Annotated in this window: 20 protein-coding genes; 14 read left to right on the forward strand and 6 right to left on the reverse strand. The window is 69.1% G+C overall.

From position 1 onward, the window contains the following. A partial coding sequence (locus DJ74_RS09925; protein WP_141212696.1) for a TetR/AcrR family transcriptional regulator occupies positions 1–542 on the reverse strand: 542 nt, incomplete at its 3' end. Between the two features lie 224 nt (positions 543–766). Then, entirely contained in the window at positions 767–961 is a 195-nt protein-coding gene (locus tag DJ74_RS09930; RefSeq protein WP_092566404.1) for a cold-shock protein, read from the reverse strand. A 154-nt stretch (positions 962–1,115) separates the two neighbouring features. Here DJ74_RS09930 and sdhC point away from each other — a divergent pair, with 154 nt between their 5' ends. The 6 genes from sdhC to DJ74_RS09960 all read left to right on the forward strand — a co-directional run bounded on the left by sdhC (position 1,116) and on the right by DJ74_RS09960 (position 5,894). Further along, positions 1,116–1,541, forward strand: coding sequence for a succinate dehydrogenase, cytochrome b556 subunit (gene sdhC / locus DJ74_RS09935; RefSeq protein WP_094523690.1), 426 nt, complete (start codon positions 1,116–1,118; stop codon positions 1,539–1,541). A 1-nt stretch (position 1,542) separates the two neighbouring features. Then, positions 1,543–1,914 (forward strand): succinate dehydrogenase, encoded by a 372-nt coding sequence (locus tag DJ74_RS09940; protein ID WP_094523688.1) that lies wholly within the window; start codon positions 1,543–1,545, stop codon positions 1,912–1,914. 7 nt (positions 1,915–1,921) lie between these two features. Then, on the forward strand, positions 1,922–2,812 hold the full coding sequence (locus DJ74_RS09945; RefSeq protein WP_094523686.1) for a succinate dehydrogenase/fumarate reductase iron-sulfur subunit: 891 nt from the start codon (positions 1,922–1,924) through the stop codon (positions 2,810–2,812). Positions 2,813–2,865: 53 nt separating this feature from the next. Next, positions 2,866–4,695, forward strand: coding sequence for an FAD-binding protein (locus tag DJ74_RS09950; protein WP_094523684.1), 1,830 nt, complete (start codon positions 2,866–2,868; stop codon positions 4,693–4,695). A 266-nt stretch (positions 4,696–4,961) separates the two neighbouring features. Beyond that, positions 4,962–5,180 carry a helix-turn-helix domain-containing protein gene (locus DJ74_RS09955; RefSeq protein ID WP_094523682.1) on the forward strand — a complete coding sequence of 73 codons (219 nt, stop codon included), beginning with the start codon at positions 4,962–4,964 and terminating at the stop codon, positions 5,178–5,180. Between the two features lie 78 nt (positions 5,181–5,258). After that, on the forward strand, positions 5,259–5,894 hold the full coding sequence (locus DJ74_RS09960) for a uracil-DNA glycosylase family protein (RefSeq protein WP_094523680.1): 636 nt from the start codon (positions 5,259–5,261) through the stop codon (positions 5,892–5,894). A gap of 63 nt (positions 5,895–5,957) precedes the next feature. Here the strand turns inward: DJ74_RS09960 and DJ74_RS09965 are convergent, their stop codons facing one another. Next, positions 5,958–7,133, reverse strand: coding sequence for an NAD-binding protein (locus DJ74_RS09965; RefSeq protein WP_094523678.1), 1,176 nt, complete (start codon positions 7,131–7,133; stop codon positions 5,958–5,960). A 91-nt stretch (positions 7,134–7,224) separates the two neighbouring features. Between DJ74_RS09965 and DJ74_RS09970 the strand changes: the two genes are divergently transcribed. The 6 genes from DJ74_RS09970 to DJ74_RS09995 all read left to right on the forward strand — a co-directional run bounded on the left by DJ74_RS09970 (position 7,225) and on the right by DJ74_RS09995 (position 11,746). Further along, positions 7,225–8,526, forward strand: coding sequence for a potassium channel family protein (locus tag DJ74_RS09970; RefSeq protein ID WP_094523676.1), 1,302 nt, complete (start codon positions 7,225–7,227; stop codon positions 8,524–8,526). Continuing rightward, complete coding sequence (locus DJ74_RS09975; protein WP_094527148.1) at positions 8,523–9,863, forward strand: potassium transporter TrkA; 1,341 nt, start codon at positions 8,523–8,525, stop codon at positions 9,861–9,863. The genes DJ74_RS09970 and DJ74_RS09975 overlap by 4 nt, the downstream gene beginning before the upstream one ends. Positions 9,864–9,885: 22 nt before the next feature. Continuing rightward, positions 9,886–10,170 (forward strand): ubiquitin-like small modifier protein 1, encoded by a 285-nt coding sequence (locus DJ74_RS09980; protein ID WP_094523673.1) that lies wholly within the window; start codon positions 9,886–9,888, stop codon positions 10,168–10,170. 39 nt (positions 10,171–10,209) lie between these two features. Continuing rightward, positions 10,210–11,277 (forward strand): deoxyhypusine synthase, encoded by a 1,068-nt coding sequence (locus tag DJ74_RS09985; protein ID WP_094527149.1) that lies wholly within the window; start codon positions 10,210–10,212, stop codon positions 11,275–11,277. 62 nt (positions 11,278–11,339) lie between these two features. Then, a complete protein-coding gene (locus DJ74_RS09990) occupies positions 11,340–11,540 on the forward strand; it encodes a hypothetical protein (protein WP_094523669.1) in 201 nt (66 codons plus the stop codon). Further along, the gene (locus tag DJ74_RS09995; RefSeq protein WP_094527150.1) at positions 11,540–11,746 is read left to right on the forward strand and encodes a hypothetical protein; all 207 of its coding nucleotides are present in this window, start codon (positions 11,540–11,542) and stop codon (positions 11,744–11,746) included. The genes DJ74_RS09990 and DJ74_RS09995 overlap by 1 nt, the downstream gene beginning before the upstream one ends. Positions 11,747–11,768: 22 nt before the next feature. On the opposite strand, the gene DJ74_RS10000 is transcribed toward DJ74_RS09995, so the two are convergent. The 3 genes from DJ74_RS10000 to DJ74_RS10010 form a co-directional block, all read right to left on the reverse strand. Further along, positions 11,769–12,803: an MsnO8 family LLM class oxidoreductase gene (locus DJ74_RS10000; RefSeq protein ID WP_094527151.1), complete on the reverse strand. Its 1,035-nt coding sequence runs from the start codon at positions 12,801–12,803 to the stop codon at positions 11,769–11,771. A 131-nt stretch (positions 12,804–12,934) separates the two neighbouring features. After that, positions 12,935–13,111: a 50S ribosomal protein L37e gene (locus tag DJ74_RS10005; protein WP_094523663.1), complete on the reverse strand. Its 177-nt coding sequence runs from the start codon at positions 13,109–13,111 to the stop codon at positions 12,935–12,937. Further along, the gene (locus DJ74_RS10010) at positions 13,108–13,350 is read right to left on the reverse strand and encodes an LSM domain-containing protein (protein WP_094523661.1); all 243 of its coding nucleotides are present in this window, start codon (positions 13,348–13,350) and stop codon (positions 13,108–13,110) included. Before DJ74_RS10010 ends, DJ74_RS10005 begins: the two co-directional genes overlap by 4 nt. 313 nt (positions 13,351–13,663) lie before the next feature. On the opposite strand from DJ74_RS10010, the gene DJ74_RS10015 reads away from it, so the two are divergent. Continuing rightward, positions 13,664–15,016: a ribonuclease J gene (locus DJ74_RS10015; RefSeq protein ID WP_094523659.1), complete on the forward strand. Its 1,353-nt coding sequence runs from the start codon at positions 13,664–13,666 to the stop codon at positions 15,014–15,016. Beyond that, on the forward strand, positions 15,013–16,059 hold the full coding sequence (idsA3, locus tag DJ74_RS10020; protein ID WP_094523657.1) for a geranylfarnesyl diphosphate synthase: 1,047 nt from the start codon (positions 15,013–15,015) through the stop codon (positions 16,057–16,059). Before DJ74_RS10015 ends, idsA3 begins: the two co-directional genes overlap by 4 nt. Positions 16,060–16,114: the final 55 nt, after the last annotated feature.

Raw genomic sequence — 16,114 nt, forward strand, 5'->3', positions numbered from 1 at the left:
TCGCCCGCCCCGTCGCCGTCCCCGCCGGTGAGCGTGATCTGTCGGGTCCGCGCGCCGTCGAGCGTCGCGACCACGAGCGCCGCCGTCTCCTCGACGTCGACCTCGCGGAACGTCCCGTTCTCGATCCCCGATTCGAGGATGTCGGCGACGGTGCCGCGGAGCAGGCGGTCGCTCCTGACCAGCTGTTCCCGGATCCGCTCGTTGAACGGCCCCTGCGTCCGGAGTTCGAGGAGGGCGATGTGGAACGCCTCGCGGTCGACGGCGTCGGCCTCGAAGACGAACCAGCCGACGAACCCCGCGAGCCGCTCGATCGGGGGCTCGTCGGCGTGAGCCCGGATCCGAGCCTCGGAGTCGGTGATGACGTAGTCGAGGAACGCGACGAGCAGGTCCTCCTTCGTGTCGTAGTGGTAGTGGAGCAGGGACTTGCTCTTCGAGCACTCGTCGGCGATGTCCTGCATCGTCACGTCGGCGTAGCCGTGGGCGCGGAGCGCGCGGTAGACCCCGTCCATGATCTCCTCGGCCGCGCTCGGCTGATCGCTCATTGACTGACCGGTCAGTCAGCGACCGGTAAATCCCTATCGGTCGGGGTTCGAACGGCCGGTTCGCGGGTCGCCTTCGGTCCCCGTTCGTCGACTGCCGACCCCCGCTCGCTGCCCGTCGGGCCGCGTTTCCCGACCGTCGACCGCCGGACCGCGACTGGACCGGCGGCTCACGGGCGTAGAACGGTCGAAAAGCCGATACAACCTCGAAACGTCGACGTCAGCGGTTACAGACGGGTGACGTTCGTGGCGCGCGGACCCTTGTCCGCCTCCTCGATGTCGAACTCGACTTCCTGACCTTCCTCCAGGTCCGGGCCGCCGACGTCCTCCATGTGGAAGAACACGTCCTCGTCCGCGTCGTCAGTCTCGATAAATCCGTAGCCGCCGGTGTCGTTGAAGAAGTCAACCTTCCCTTTCGCCATTGCGTCCGTAAGAGCGGGAGGAGTACATAAAAGGCTTCCGCGAGCGGGGGCTCTGTGTTAAGAGCAAACACACCCCCGATACGGCGGGCCGCTGTCGGGGTCGATCCCGCCGTGTTAGAAACTACTATACGACCCCAGTGCGGAACCGTTAGATATGAGTCAGTCGTACAATCGAGGCCTCATTGAGGACTTCAGTCGGTGGCGGGAGTTCGAGGCGGGGATGTGGGCCTGGATCTTCCATAAGTTCACGGGCTGGGTGCTTATCGGATACCTGTTCACCCACATCGCCGTGTTGAGCACCGGTATCCCTGCGGCGGGCGCGAGCGAAGCCGCGATCATGGCCGGAGAGGACGTGTACACCCAGACGATCGTCAGCCTCGAGAGCCTGCTGTTGGTGCGGCTCTTGGAGGTCGGCCTGCTCGCGGTGGCCGTGTTCCACATGCTCAACGGCACCCGGCTCCTCCTCGTCGACCTCGGGGTCGGCCTGGACGCACAAGACAAGAGCTTCTACGCGTCACTCATCCTGACCGGAGCGATCACCGTCGCGTCGGTGCCGACGTTCATCGCGGGGGCGTTCTGAGATGGCGGAGCGCTACTCCTCGTTCAAATCCGGCGGTCGGATGTGGCTGCTCCAGCGGGTCACGGCGGCGTTCCTGCTCGTCGTGCTGGCGTTCCACTTCTTCCTGCTCCACTTCGTCCACCACGCTGACGAGGTGTCGTTCCTCGCCAGCTCGGGGCGGATGGAGAGCCTGAGCTACTACTCGCTGATGATCCTCTTCCTCGTGACGGCGACGTTCCACGGGGTCAACGGCGTCTACAACGCCCTCGTCAACCAGGGACTCACCGGCACCAAACGCACCGTCATCAAGTGGACCCTCGTCGCCGCGAGCGCGGTCCTGATCGTTCAGGGCGTGCGCACCGCGAACGCGTGGGCGGGAATCGGACTCTACTGAACCGATCATGAGCACACAGATACCGAAGCAGACCGAGGAATCGAGCGAGACCGAAGCGGAGACCGACGTCGCCTCCAAGGGCGACGAACGGCGGGCCGAGAAGCGCCGCCGGGCCGCGGAGGAACGCGCCCGCAGACAGGCCGAGGAGGCCGAGAAGGCCGCGGCCGACGAGGACACGATCGAGCTGAAGGTGTTCCGATACGACCCGGAGGTGGAGGGGAAACAGGAGCCCCGATTCGACACGTTCCACGTTCCCTTCACGAAGGGGATGACCGTCCTCGACGCCCTGATGTACTCGCGGGATAACTACGACTCCTCGCTCACGTTCCGTCACTCCTGTCGGCAGGCGGTGTGCGGTTCGGACGCCATCTTCGTCAACGGCGGCCAGAAGCTGGCGTGTAAGACGCAGATCGTCGACCTCGAGGAGCCGATCCGCGTCGAGCCGCTCCCGCACGCCGAGGTCGAGAAGGACCTCGTCGTCGACATGGAGCACTTCTACGACCAGATGGAGGCCGTCGAGCCGTACTTCCAGACGGACGAGTACCCCGACGGGGAGCTGGAGGAGCAGCGCCAGACGCGGGAGAACCGCGAGAAGGTGAAGATGTCGACGCGCTGCATCTGGTGCGGCGCGTGCATGTCCTCGTGTAACATCGCCGCCGGCGACAACGAGTACCTCGGGCCCGCCGCGATCAACAAGGCGTACCGGTTCGCCATGGACGAGCGCGAGGGCGAGGAGATGAAACAGAAGCGGCTGGAGATCATCGAGCAGGAGCACGGCGTCTGGCGGTGTCAGACCCAGTTCTCCTGTACCGAAGTGTGCCCGAAGGACATCCCCCTCACCGAGCACATCCAGGAGCTGAAGCGCGAAGCGGTGAAGAACAACCTGAAGTTCTGGTAACGGCGGGAGACACTCTCAAGGGCATTCGGAACCAACCGACTATCATAACCACAATGCACGAACACGACGTCATCGTTGTCGGCGCCGGGGGGGCGGGACTCCGGGCGGCGATCGCAGCACAGGAAGCCGGGGCCGACGTGGCCATCGTCTCGAAACTGCACCCGGTCCGCTCGCACACGGGCGCGGCCGAGGGAGGAATTAACGCGGCGCTGCGCGACGCCGACTCCTGGCAGGACCACGCATACGACACCATGAAGGGGTCGGACTACCTCGGCGACGCGCCGGCGGTCGAGGCGCTCTGTCAGGAGAGCCCGGAGGAGGTCATCCAGCTGGAACACTGGGGAATGCCGTTCTCCCGCGAGGAGGACGGTCGCGTCTCCCAGCGCCCGTTCGGCGGGCTCTCGTTCCCCCGGACGACGTACGCCGGCGCCGAGACCGGCCACCAGATGCTCCACACGATGTACGAGCAGGTGGTCAAACGCGGCGTTACGGTGTACGACGAGTGGCACGTGATGGACCTCGCCGTCACCGACGAGGACGACCCGGCCGACCGCACCTGCCACGGCGTCGTCGCCTACGACATCCAGAGCGGCGAGGTCAGCGGCTTCCGCGCCGACAACGGCGTCATCCTCGCGACGGGGGGGATGGGGCAGGTGTTCGACCACACCACCAACGCGGTCGCGAACACCGGCGACGGCGTCGCGATGGCGTACCGCGCCGGCGTCCCGATGGAGGACATGGAGTTCATCCAGTTCCACCCGACCACGCTGCCGTCGACGGGGGTCCTGATATCGGAGGGGGTCCGCGGCGAGGGCGGCATCCTCTACAACAGCGAGGGCGAGCGGTTCATGTTCGAGCACGGCTACGCGAACAACGACGGCGAGCTCGCCTCCCGCGACGTGGTCTCCCGCGCCGAGCTGACCGAGGTCAACGAGGGGCGCGGCATCGAGGACGAGTACGTCCACCTCGACATGCGCCACTTGGGCGAGGAGCGCATCCTCGACCGGCTGGAGAACATCCTCCACCTCGCGGAGGACTTCGAGGGCGCCGACGGGCTCACGGAGCCGATGCCCGTCAAGCCCGGTCAGCACTACGCGATGGGCGGCATCGAGACGAACGAGCACGGCGAAACCGCCATCGACGGGCTGTACGCCGCCGGCGAGTGCGCCTGCGCGTCGGTCCACGGCGCGAACCGCCTCGGCGGCAACGCGCTCCCGGAGCTCATCGTCTTCGGCAAGCGCGCCGGTCGTCACGCCGCCGGCGAGGACATGGGCGAGGCAAAGGTCACGACCGGGAAAGACGGCGAGTGGGAGGCCGCCGACTACGAGTTCGAGATCGAGGTCGGCGAGACGGGCGGGAAGGGCCCCGCCGCGGCCGACGGCGGCGCGGTGGCGTCCGACGCCGAGAGCGTCCTCGGTGCCACCGTCGAGCGCGCCAAGGACCGAGTCGACGAGCTCCTCGCGCGCAGGGGCCGCAACCACGCGGAGATCCGCTCGAAGGTCCAAGAGACGATGACGGCCAACGTCAACGTGTTCCGCGAGGAGGGCCGGCTCGAGGAGACGCTCGGCGACCTCCGCGAGGCGCGGGAGGCGTACAAGGACGTCGCCGTCTCTGACCCGTCACGGACGTTCAACACCGACCTGATCCACACGATGGAGACGCGGAACATCCTCGACATCGCCGAGGCGCTCACGATGGGCGCGCTCGCGCGCAAGGAGTTCCGCGGCGCTCACTGGCGGAAGGAACACCAAGAACGCAAAGACGAGAACTGGCTGAAGCACACGCTCGTCTCGTGGAACGACGGCGAGCCGGAGCTGTGGTATAAGCCGACGATCCTCGAGGGCGAGAACAAGACGTACGAGCCGAAGAGCCGGTCGTACTGAGCCGTCGGACGCGACGCGATCGCGCCGACCCGGTCGCCCCGGGGCGACCGGGTCGGGCACGATCGCTCCGGATCGTTCACGGTCTCCTATCCGTCGTCGGTCGAAAAAGTCGGCGCGTTCCGGCGTCGACACTCTCTGCGCGGCGATCTCGCGATCGACGAACTGTCGTTTTTGGCCGATAGGAACCGTCTCGTTACCGTTCCGATCGATTACGACGATCGTTGAATAGGGGATTTATTATCGTCGAACTCGACGCTTCGGACAAGATGTTAGAGACACGCACCGCGGCGCCGGCCCTGCCGTCGGAGCTGCAGTCGCCCCGCGCGAAGCTCGTGTACCTGTACCTGACGACGAACGGCGACGCGACCGTCTCGGAGATGGGCGACTCGCTCGGGATGAAGAAGATCTCGCTGTACAGCATCCTGAAGACCCTCAAGCGAGAGGGGATGGTCGACTGCGACGGCGAATCCTACCAGCTGAACTGAGCCCTCGCCCCGCCGCGTTCTGAAGACTCCGCGACCCCCCAGCGGAGCGTTTAGGGGCTCGCGGGACGCAGTACGTCCGTGGACGCGAATCAACAGGAGTTCCGGAACCCGTTCGGGATGGACACGGCCTGCGAGAACTGCCCCGAGCTGTGTGACGCGCGGGAGCGCGTCGTCCACGGGTACGGTGACGTGGGCGCCGAGTTCCTCGTCGTCGGGACCGGGCCGACCGCGGCCGCCGAGGAGAACGGCGTCCCGTTCACGGGCGCGGAGGGCGGCGAGCGGGTCCAGTCCATTTTCGCCGACCTCGGGTTCGTGCGCTCGTCGCCGGACGCGGCGGAGCCGGACGTTCAGAACGTCTTCTTCACGAGCCTGACGCGCTGCCGACACCCGGAGCGCGAGCCGACCGACCGCGAGGTCGACACCTGCGAGCCGTTCCTCAACGCGGAGATCCGGATGATCAACCCGCAGATCATCGTCCCCGTCGGGGAGCGGCCGCTCCGCGAACTCGCGGTCGAGTACACGACGCGGCGCCCCGACTCCTTCGACGTCGACGCCGAGCACGCGACGACCATCCGCGGCCGCGGGTTCGAGCTGGTGCCGATGAAGGAGCCGGAGTCGATGACCGACGCCGAGGCCGACGCTTTTCGCGATCACATGCGCGAGAACGTGTTGAGCCGGGATTACCGGCAGACGAAGGGCCGGCAGAGCCGCTGACAACCGAATTCCGGGGCGTCGCGAACCGCCGGTACAGCGATCTACCGGTGCCGCGAACCGCCGTCAGTCTTCGAGGTCGACGTCGCGGAGGATCTCCTCGGTCGCGTCCCGGCTGTCCGCCCCGAACGCGCAGTCGATGAGGATGTGGCCGCCGAGTGTCGACGGGGATATCACTTGATCGGCGCCGGCGCGGCGGAGCTTGTCCACGTTTTCGCGCTGCGTCACCGCCGCGACGATCCGCACGTCAGGGTTGAGCTGGCGGGCGGTAAGGATGGCGAGCGCGTCGCGCGCGTCGTCCTCGGTCGCGACGACGACCGCGCGGGCGCCGTCGAGGTTGACCCGTTCGAGCGGTTCCACGTCGCTGGGGTCCGCGGTGTACACCGGGACCTCGTGGTCGGCGAGCCGCCGGGCGGCCGTCTCGTCCGGCGTCACCACGGCGTAATCGACGCCGTCGCGCTCGTCGAGTTCTTCGAGTATCGGTTCCGTCAGGTCCCCGTAGCCGAGCACGAGGACGTGGTCGTCGAGGAGGTCTATCTGTCTGTCTGTCATCTTTCCGAGCGCCTTGGAGAGCTGCGCCTCGATGGCGGGCGTGAGGAGGACCCCGAGCGCCACCGCGAACGCGGCGACGTTCATCACGAGCGAGGAGAGCACGAACAGCTGGGCGATGTCGGCGGCCGCGCCGGCCTCCGGCGTCACGTCGCCGTAGCCGACCGTGGAGGCGGTGACGACGGTGAAATAGAAGGCGTCGACGATCGTCTCCACCCCGTTGAACTGGTCGCGGAGCGCGTACGTACCGACCGTTCCGTACGAGACGGCCGTCACGAGCGCTGCGCCCGCCGCGAGCTGCGTCGGCGACGGGGAGAAGCGCCTGTCGAACCGTCCGCGGTTGTAGACGAGCGGGGGCACCGACAGGACCGACAGCGCGACCAGCGGGAACGACAGCACCGACGCCTGCATCAGCCCCTGAATCGCGGTCAGGGGCAGCAGGACCGCCGTGGAGTGCCAACCCACCCGGTAGCCGTTCTTCAGCGCGAAGCCGCTGCCGAGCATCGCGAAGCCGGTGATCGTCCCCGTGAATCCGACCGTCTGGCGGACGACGTCGGGGACGAGAGGGGCGAGCGGCCCGTCGACGCCGAGCCCGCCGATCTGGGCGAGTCCGGCGAGGATCGACAGGACCGCGACCGCGAACGTCAGGGCGATGGACGCCCGCACGGTCACCCAGTCGCGGGTCAGCTCCATACCGGCCCGTCGCCGAGGCTTGACTTAAACCCCGCGAGGGCGGAGCGGCGGCGGCGACAGGGGTTTAACCTCACCGCCGAGTGTGGGGCGTATGTCACTGCCCGTCGAGGTCGTCTTCGGGATCTACCTCGGGATCATCACGGGGATCCTGCCCGCGCTGGTCTCCGGGGTGCTCGGATTCGTGTTCAAGTACGTCACCGGGGTGACAATTCCCGGGCTCGGGGTCGTCGTCCTCGCGCTCGCGATCGCCGGCATCAACGGCGGCCTGCTCGCGCTCAACGACGAGACGATCCGCTCGTCCGAGCGCGCGCCGGCGGTCCTCACGGCCATCGTGGTGGTCCTGATGATCTCGCTGTACGCGCACGCCCAAGGGGACAAGCTCGGCGCCACCGTCCCGAAGCGGATCTCGCTCCAACAGCTCCGCGACCGGACCCTCTCGACGGACGTCGTCGAGCTGGTCGGCGGTCGGGGTCGGGTCACCGTCGACGTCGCCGGCGAGGTGAACGACATGGAGGGGTACCCGCCGCTGCCGGCCGAGACCCGGGGCGCGATCGTCGACGGCGAGTGGACGTTCCCGGCCGACCTCCCGCTCGTCGAGCTTGAGGACCGGTTCGCGGAGCGGCTCCGGACCGAGCTCGACCTGGCTGACGTCGCCGTGCGGATCGACGAACGCGCCAACGCGACGGTGGCCGCGGCGCCGCCGACCGGAGCGCTGTCGAAGCGGGTCCCGGAGGGGAAGCGCGCGGTGTCGGTGCCGGCGCTCGTCCCGACCGGGATCGCCCGCGGCGATGTCGTGCGCGTGCTCGCGTCCGGCCTCAGCGTGGACGGGACCGTCCTGGCCGCGAGGACGAGCGGGAAGCCGGAGCCGGGCGCGGGGACGCCGGCGACCGGCGGCGGGCGGCCCGGCGACGACCTCCCCGGGACCGACGCCGCGCGGAGCGACGGGGAGCCGCGCGGGGACGGCGGGCCGCGGACGGACGGCGGCGAGGCGCCCCCCGCCCCGACGACCGCGAGCGCGCCGACGACGACCGGGGGAGAGGGGCGAGTGACGGTCGCCGTCGAGCGGCCGGAGGCGAGCGCGCTCCTGCGCGCGGGTCGGGGGCGCGTCCTCGTCCTCTCCCGCGGCACCCGCCGGGAGTACGAGCTCACGACGCTGCTGCGCCGCGCGGGGAAGCGGTTCCGTAAGGTGTCCGTCGTCCCCGGCGGCCCGCTCGACGGCCACACCATCGGCGAGGTGGGCGTTCGGGAGGCGTACGACGTCGCGGTCCTCGCGGCGCGGCACGACTCGTGGAGTATCGCTCCCGGCGGCTCGCAGCGCCTCTCCGCCGAGGACGACCTGTTCGTCGTGGGGAGCCGCGACGCCCTCGACCGGTTCGCGGAGGCCGCGCGATGATCGCGGCGGCGACGGCGGCCGCGGCGACCGGCGCGGGTCACCAGGGATTCGTCGGCTTCCTCGTCGCCGTCGCACCCCAAGCCGCCGTCGCACCGCCGGTCGACGTCGGCTTCGCGCGTCCGCGGCAGGCGGCGGTCACTCTGGTCACCTTCGCGGTCCTCTCGGTCCTCGTCGCCGGCGCGGCGGCGCTGACGTACCGGTGGTACTTCCGCGACGAGATCCCAGAGGGGGTCACCGTCCTGCTCGGCGTCTCCGTCGTCGCGCTGTACCTCAACACGACCTCGCTCGGGGCGATCGCGGCCGGCGAGAGCCCGTCGCTGCTCGAACCGGAGAGCGTCTTGTTCAACGTCGTCTCGCTCGGCGTCGCGGCGGTGTTCGCACCGGGCGGCCGGTACGTCGGCGACCGGCTCGCGGTCGACGTGTTCGCGCTCTCGGGGGCCAGGCAGCTGGAGGGCGAGCTGACCGGCATCGTCCGGGCCGTCGGCCGGTTCACGGCCGTCACGCTCCCGGTGGCCGAGGAGATCCGCGACATGGACACCTACGACCCGGTGTCGCCGGAGAAGAAGGCCGAGATGGCCGAGAAGACGCTGTTGTTCGCGCGGAAGCTCTCCGGCGAGGAGCTCCGCGAACGGCTCGTCGAGCGAGTGAAGACCGACCACGGCGTCGGCTACGTGGACGTCGACGTCACCGACGACGGCGCGGTCGAGTACTTCGCGGTCGGCTCCCGCGCGGCGGGGCTCGGACCGACGCTCGCGCCCGGATCCGCCGCGGTCGCCGTGGCCGCTGACCCGCCGAACAACGCGACGGCCGGCGACACGGTCCAGCTGTGGCGCACCGATCCGGAGCCGAAGCGGGTCGCCACCGGCGAGCTCCGGGGCGTCGCCGGCGACGCGGCGACCGTCGCGCTCGACGAGTCCGACGCCGAGGGGCTCACCGAGGAGGAGTCGTATCGGATCGTGACGCTCCCGGCGGAGCCGCAGGCCGACCGGGAGTTCGCCTCGCTGCTCCGGAACGCCGACGAGACGATGGCGGCGATCACGGTCGAGGCCGGCAGCGCCCTCGCCGAGAGCACCGTCGGCGACGTGGAGGTCGTCGTCGCCGCCGTCCGACCCGGGGACGGGGCGGTACAGCCCATCCCGCGGCGCGGGTACGCCTTCGGCGCCGGCGATCTCGTGTATCTGGTCGGCCGACCCGACGCGCTCCGTCGGTTCGAGGCCGACGCCGGCGGAGAGAGGGCGGACCCGTCGGTCGTCACGGCGAACGACGGCGACGACGGCGACGGCGGGGACCGGGCCGACGCCGAGGCCGAACCGAGCGAAGGGACGCAACGCTCTTGAGGCGTCCGTACGGGGTCAACGTATGGAGTGGAAGCTGTTCGCGGACCTCTCGGAGATCGCCGGCGGCCGCACCGTCGAGGTAGAGGCGTCGCCGGGGGACACGGTCGGCGACGCGCTCGACGGCCTGCTCGACGCCCACCCCGACCTCCGAGAGCGCGTGCTCGAGGACGGCTCGGTGGCCGACCACATCAACGTCCTCCGGAACGGGCGGAGCGTCCGCCACGACGAGGGGTTGGAGACGACGCTGGAGGAGGGCGACGAGCTGGCGCTGTTCCCGCCGGTGAGCGGGGGCTCGATCGGCCGGTAGATCGGTCGTTTCAAACGGTCGCCCGTCGCATCAGTCGACATGAGCGACGGACACGACGAGCACGGCGGAGACGGCCACGACGAGCACGGCGGAGACCCGCCCCGAGAGGAGTTCCACGAGGACCCGGTCGGGCACACGCGGGCGACCGCCGACATGACGGTCGGCCAGCTGGTCGAGGGGTACGGCGACGCCGGGATCGGCGCGGCGTCGGTCAACGAGGCGGGCGACGTGCTGGCGGAGATGTTCGCGAACGAGGACTGCACGGTCTTCCTCTCGCTGGCCGGCGCGATGGTCCCGGCGGGGATGCGCCGGATCGTCTCCGACCTGATCCGCGACGGCTACGTCGACGCGCTGGTGACCACGGGCGCGAACCTCACCCACGACGCCATCGAGGCGATCGGCGGGAAACACCACCACGGCCGGACTCACGACCCGGAGAAGAGCCTCCGCGAGCACGACGAGGGGCTCCGCGACGAGGGCGTCGACCGCATCTACAACGTCTACCTCCCGCAGGAGCACTTCGCGGCGTTCGAGGGCCACCTCCGCGAGGAGGTGTTCCCGCCGCTCGAGGCCGACCCGGACGCCGAGGGCGACGGCGCCGTCTCCATCGCCGACCTCGCGCGAGAGCTCGGTCGCGCGAACGCCGCGGTCAACGACCGCGACGACGTGGCCGAGGACCCAGGCGTCGCCGCCGCGGCCTACGAGTGCGACGTCCCCGTCTACTGCCCCGCTGTGCAGGACTCCGTGCTGGGACTGCAGGCGTGGATGTACGCGCAGACGGCCGACTTCACGCTCGACGCCCTCGCCGACATGACGGAGCTGACCGACCTCGCGTTCGAGGCCGACGACGCCGGCTGCCTGCTCGTCGGCGGCGGCGTCCCGAAGAACTTCACCCTCCAGACGATGCTCGTCACCCCGCGGGCGTACGACTACGCCGTCCAGATAACGATGGACCCGGAGGCGACCGGCGGGCTCTCCGGCGCCACCCTCGAAGAGGCCCGGTCGTGGGGGAAGCTGGAGAAGGACGCGCGCAACGCCTCCGTCTACGGCGACGCGACCGTCATGCTCCCGATGCTCGTCGCCGCCGCCCGCGAGCGCGTGGAGTAGTCACGACAAATAGTAATTACATGTAATTAGATTTTTCACCCGGGAGCCACTGATCTGGCGTAATGGCCGACTACACTACCATCTCGCTGCGGAAGGAGTTCGTCGCCGACGTCGAGGAGTACATCGAGGACGAGCCGTTCGGCTCCGTGAAGGAGTTCGTGAAACACGTCGTCGTCCAGGAGATGGAGTCGGACGACGAGATCAGCGAGGCGGAGGCCCGCCGGATCGGCAAGCGGCTCCGGGACCTGGGGTACGTGGACTGATGAGCGTCGCCGACGGCGTTCTGGTCGACGTGCCCGAAGGCGTGTCGCGGGCGGACGCGGTCCTCGCCGGCATGCCGCTGCTGTTCGCCGGCGGGTACGGCGCCGCGTCGGCGATGGTCGAGGGGTGGGTGGTCCCGACCGCCGCCGCGGCGCTGGCGTGCGCGCTGCTGATGCTCGACGCGCTCGTCCGGAACCCGCCTCAGTGAGCGGGGCACCGACGCCGGCCCGTTAGTTCCTCGGTTCCAGCCCGGCCGCCTCGGCCAGCAGCGCGTGCGATTCCAGCGCGTCGCCGTGGTCGGGGACTGCGTGCTGGATCATCACCTCGTCGACGCCGGCTCGGTCGGCCAGCTGTTCGAGGATCCCCGATATCGTCTCCGGACTCCCGGAGACCGACCGCGGCCACTCGTCGTCGTCGAGCGTCGCGGGCGTCGGCTCCGGGGCCCCGCCGAGCTCGTCGACCGCCTCAGCGACGGACGGCGTCGAGTCCCCGAGGTCGCCGCGGCGCATCCGCCGGAAGGTCGCCTCCGCGGGCGCTCGGCGACGGGCCGCGGCCGCGTCGGTCTCGGCGGCGACCGCGTTGACCGCGACCATCCCCGTCGGCTTGTCTGGGCCGGCAGGGAGCGCGCCGGGCTCGAACGCCTCGCGGTAGGACGCGAACGCACGCTCCGCGAATCCGGGCCTGATGAACCCGGCGAAGCAGTACCGAAGCCCGAGTTTCCCGGTGATCTCGCCGCTCGCCGGGCTCGACCCGAGCACCCACGGAACGGGGGGACCGTCCCCGGAGCGGGGGACGTCGAGGTCGGCGTACTCGTGGCCGTCGGGGTAGGCGTCGTAGAGGTGGCTCACGAGCGCGCGGACCCGTTCCTCGTGGTCCTCGTTCGGACTCTCGACGCGGCGGCTCGTCCCGAGCGCGCGGTCCGCGGCCGGCGGCCCGTTCGCTCGGCCGACGCCGACGTCGACGCGGCCCGGCGCGAGCCCGTCGAGCGTCCCGAACGACTCGGCGACTTTGAACGGGCTGTAGCGATTCAGGAGGACGGCCCCGCTGCCGAGCCGGATCGCGTCGGTCGCCGCCGCGAGCCGTCCGAGGAGCACCTCCGGGGTCGTCCCCGCGAGGCGGTCGGTCCTGCCGTGGTGTTCGGCGACCCAGAAGCGCGAGTAGCCGAGCCGCTCCGCCTGCTCGGCGGCCGCGACCGTGTTCGCGAAGGCGTCGGCGGCGGTCCCGTCCGCGGGGACCGGAGAGAGGTCGACGACGGAGAGGTCCATGCCACGGTTCGGCGACCGCCGGTAGTAAGCGTTCGGCCGGCGGCGGAATCGTGGGGGTCGGACGACCCGCCGCGACCGGACCCGACACTACGGGATTCGAGCGGAATGGAGAGATCGAGAAAGCGTCGTCGTCAGTTGTCGCCGGTCTTCGACTGCCACGCGTAGTCGCGGCGCTTCGCGGACTTACCGAAGCCGCAGGAGGAGCAGCGCTCCTTCTTGACGTGGTAGGACTTCTCGCCGCAGCGGCGGCACTTCACGTGAACCGTCTTGTTCTTCTTCCCCTGAGAGGGCGTTCCGGAGCCGGTCATGCTTTGATGGTGACGACGTTATCGCCGCGTATAATCGTTGTGTCTTCGATCGCGACGGCGAACTCCGCGTCGAGATCGTCGTCGACGCGGTCGCCGACGTCGTCCTCCGGCTCGATGACGACGTTCATGTGCTGGTCGTAGCCGGCCAGCACTCCGTAGTAAGTCGTCCCGTCCTTCAGGTGTACCGTCACCGGGTCCTCGAGCGACGCTTCGAGCACGTCGAGGGGTCGTCCACTCATTGTACGTATCGCCGCCCGTCGCGGTAATAAAAATACCGGGACGCGAGGAGGACAGATCGGGGTGAAAACCCGTTCACGCCGGTCGAGACTGTCGGGTACCGCCGTGTTACCGGCCGTCGCGGTGGGCCCCGAACCCCGGTGTTTTTAAGACGGGCTCCTGTATCTCGGGATACCACACTCCCGCGGGACACGGTGAGCCGACGTCGGCTCGGCCGTAGCGGGGCCTCAACGACGCGCGGTCGGACGTAGCGCTGACGGCTCCTTGCGGGGTTTCAGTGATGAACGCCGTACAGGCGTTCGATATACACAAACCATGGAAATCGAAATTGCGACACTCGGCGGTTACGAAGAGGTCGGTCGACAGATGACGGCGGTGCGAGCGGGCGACGACATCGTCATCTTCGACATGGGCCTGAACCTCAGTAAGGTCCTCATCCACGACAACGTGGAGACCGAGAGCATGCACAGCCTCGACCTGATCGACATGGGCGCGATCCCGGACGACCGCGTCATGAGCGAGCTGGAGGGCGACGTCCAGGCGATCGTGCCCACCCACGGTCACCTCGACCACATCGCGGGCATCCCGAAGCTCGCGCACCGGTACGACGCCCCGATCGTCGGCTCCCCGTACACGATCGAACTGGTCAAACAGCAGATCGCCGACGAGGGGAAGTTCCAGGTCGACAACGACCTCGTGAAGATGAAGGCGGGCGGCACGATGGCCATCGGCGACTCCGAGCAGGTCGAGATGGAGTTCGTCAACGTCACGCACTCGATCATCGACGCCATCAACCCGGTCCTCCACACGCCCGAGGGCGCGATCGTCTACGGCCTCGACAAGCGGCTGGACCACACCCCCGTCATCGGCGACCCGATCGACATGGACCGGTTCCGCGAGATCGGCCGGCAGGACGAGGGCGTCCTCTGTTACATCGAGGACTGCACGAACGCCGGCCGGAAGGGCCGGACCCCTTCCGAGTCGTACGCGAAGAAGCACGTCGAGGACACGCTGACCTCGATGGAAGACTACACGGGCGGGATCGTCGCCACGACGTTCTCCTCCCACATCGCCCGCGTGAAGACGCTCGTCGAGTACGCCCGCGAGATCGGCCGTCAGCCGGTCCTCCTCGGGCGCTCGATGGAGAAGTACTCCGGGACGGCCGAGCGGCTCGACTTCGTCGACTTCCAGGGCGACGTGGGCATGTACGGCCACCGGAAGTCCGTCGACCGCGCGTTCAAGCGGATCATGAAGGAGGGGAAGGGGAACTTCCTCCCCATCGTGACGGGCCACCAGGGCGAGCCGCGCGCAATGTTAACCCGCATGGGCCGCGGCGAGACCCCGTACGAAATCGACGACGGGGACAAGGTCGTCTTCAGCGCCAGCGTCATCCCGGAGCCCACCAACGAGGGCCAGCGCTACCAGAGCGAGCAGCTCCTCCGGATGCAGGGCGCGCGCCTCTACGACGACATCCACGTCTCCGGCCACCTCCGCGAGGAGGGGCACTACGAGATGCTGCAGGCGCTCCAGCCGCAGCACCTCATCCCCGGCCACCAGTCGCTGGAGGGCCGCTCGCCGTACGTGAGTCTCGCGAAGTCGCAGGGGTACAAGCTCGGTCGTGACATTCACGTCACGCAGAACGGGAGCGTCATCCAACTCGTCGAATGACGAGCGAGACGAAGGAGGCGCGGGTGCTGGACGCCATCCGCGAGCGGCGTGAACTGGTCAACGCCGCTATCGACGAAGAGCTGCCGGTACAGCACCCGGAGCGCCTCTACGAGGCGACGCGGTATATCCTCGAGGCGGGCGGGAAGCGGCTGCGCCCGACGGTGGCGACGCTCGCCGCCGAGGCCGTCGCGGGCGTCGAGCCGATGAGCGTCGACTTCCGCGAGTTCGCCGCCCTCGACGGGACCGAAGTGGACGTGATGCGCGCGGCGGTCGCCATCGAAGTGATCCAGTCGTTCACCCTGATCCACGACGACATCATGGACGAGGACGACCTCCGGCGCGGCGTCCCCGCCGTCCACGAGCAGTACGACACGTCAACGGCGATCCTCGCCGGCGACACGCTCTATTCGAAGGCCTTCGAGTTCATGACGGAGACGGGCGCGGCCCCGGAGAACGGGTTGGAGGCGATGCGGATGCTCGCGTCCACCTGCACGGAGATCTGCGAGGGACAGGCGCTTGACGTCTCGTTCGAGTCGCGCGACGATATCCTCCCCGAGGAGTACCTCGAGATGGTCGAGCTGAAGACCGCGGTCCTGTACGGGGCGTCGGCGGCGACGCCGGCGATCCTGCTCGGCGCCGCCGACGACGTCATCGACGCGCTGTACGAGTACGGGATCGACTCGGGACGGGCGTTCCAGATCCAAGACGACGTGCTCGACCTGACCGTGCCGTCCGAGGAGCTGGGGAAACAGCGCGGCTCCGACCTCGTCGAGGGGAAGGAGACGCTGATCACCCTCCACGCGCGTCAAGAGGGCGTCGACGTCGACGGCCTCGTCGACGCCGACACCCCGGCCGAGGTCACGGAGTCGGCCATCGAGGACGCGGTGGCCGCCTTGGAGGAGGCCGGCTCCATCGCGTACGCCCGCGAGACCGCGGAGGACCTCACCGCGCGGTCGAAAGAGCACCTCGAACTGCTTCCCGAGAGCGGCTCGCGGAGCCTCCTCGAGGACCTCGCGGACTACCTGATCGTCCGCGGCTACTGAGCGGACCGGGCGGAAAGCGAGTCGGACGGCCGCGACCGGACCGCCGGCCGTCCGG

The sequence above is a fragment of the Halorubrum sp. Ea8 genome, assembly GCF_002252925.1.
In the GTDB taxonomy this organism is placed as follows: Archaea; Halobacteriota; Halobacteria; order Halobacteriales; family Haloferacaceae; genus Halorubrum.

Coding starts and splice junctions, on each gene's coding strand:
- DJ74_RS09930 (WP_092566404.1), bottom strand. CDS start 961: ATGGCGAAAGGGAAGGTTGACTTCTTCAACGACACCGGCGGCTACGGA.
- sdhC (WP_094523690.1), top strand. CDS start 1,116: ATGAGTCAGTCGTACAATCGAGGCCTCATTGAGGACTTCAGTCGGTGG.
- DJ74_RS09940 (WP_094523688.1), top strand. CDS start 1,543: ATGGCGGAGCGCTACTCCTCGTTCAAATCCGGCGGTCGGATGTGGCTG.
- DJ74_RS09945 (WP_094523686.1), top strand. CDS start 1,922: ATGAGCACACAGATACCGAAGCAGACCGAGGAATCGAGCGAGACCGAA.
- DJ74_RS09950 (WP_094523684.1), top strand. CDS start 2,866: ATGCACGAACACGACGTCATCGTTGTCGGCGCCGGGGGGGCGGGACTC.
- DJ74_RS09955 (WP_094523682.1), top strand. CDS start 4,962: ATGTTAGAGACACGCACCGCGGCGCCGGCCCTGCCGTCGGAGCTGCAG.
- DJ74_RS09965 (WP_094523678.1), bottom strand. CDS start 7,133: ATGGAGCTGACCCGCGACTGGGTGACCGTGCGGGCGTCCATCGCCCTG.
- DJ74_RS09970 (WP_094523676.1), top strand. CDS start 7,225: ATGTCACTGCCCGTCGAGGTCGTCTTCGGGATCTACCTCGGGATCATC.
- DJ74_RS09975 (WP_094527148.1), top strand. CDS start 8,523: ATGATCGCGGCGGCGACGGCGGCCGCGGCGACCGGCGCGGGTCACCAG.
- DJ74_RS09980 (WP_094523673.1), top strand. CDS start 9,886: ATGGAGTGGAAGCTGTTCGCGGACCTCTCGGAGATCGCCGGCGGCCGC.
- DJ74_RS09985 (WP_094527149.1), top strand. CDS start 10,210: ATGAGCGACGGACACGACGAGCACGGCGGAGACGGCCACGACGAGCAC.
- DJ74_RS09990 (WP_094523669.1), top strand. CDS start 11,340: ATGGCCGACTACACTACCATCTCGCTGCGGAAGGAGTTCGTCGCCGAC.
- DJ74_RS09995 (WP_094527150.1), top strand. CDS start 11,540: ATGAGCGTCGCCGACGGCGTTCTGGTCGACGTGCCCGAAGGCGTGTCG.
- DJ74_RS10000 (WP_094527151.1), bottom strand. CDS start 12,803: ATGGACCTCTCCGTCGTCGACCTCTCTCCGGTCCCCGCGGACGGGACC.
- DJ74_RS10005 (WP_094523663.1), bottom strand. CDS start 13,111: ATGACCGGCTCCGGAACGCCCTCTCAGGGGAAGAAGAACAAGACGGTT.
- DJ74_RS10010 (WP_094523661.1), bottom strand. CDS start 13,350: ATGAGTGGACGACCCCTCGACGTGCTCGAAGCGTCGCTCGAGGACCCG.
- DJ74_RS10015 (WP_094523659.1), top strand. CDS start 13,664: ATGGAAATCGAAATTGCGACACTCGGCGGTTACGAAGAGGTCGGTCGA.
- idsA3 (WP_094523657.1), top strand. CDS start 15,013: ATGACGAGCGAGACGAAGGAGGCGCGGGTGCTGGACGCCATCCGCGAG.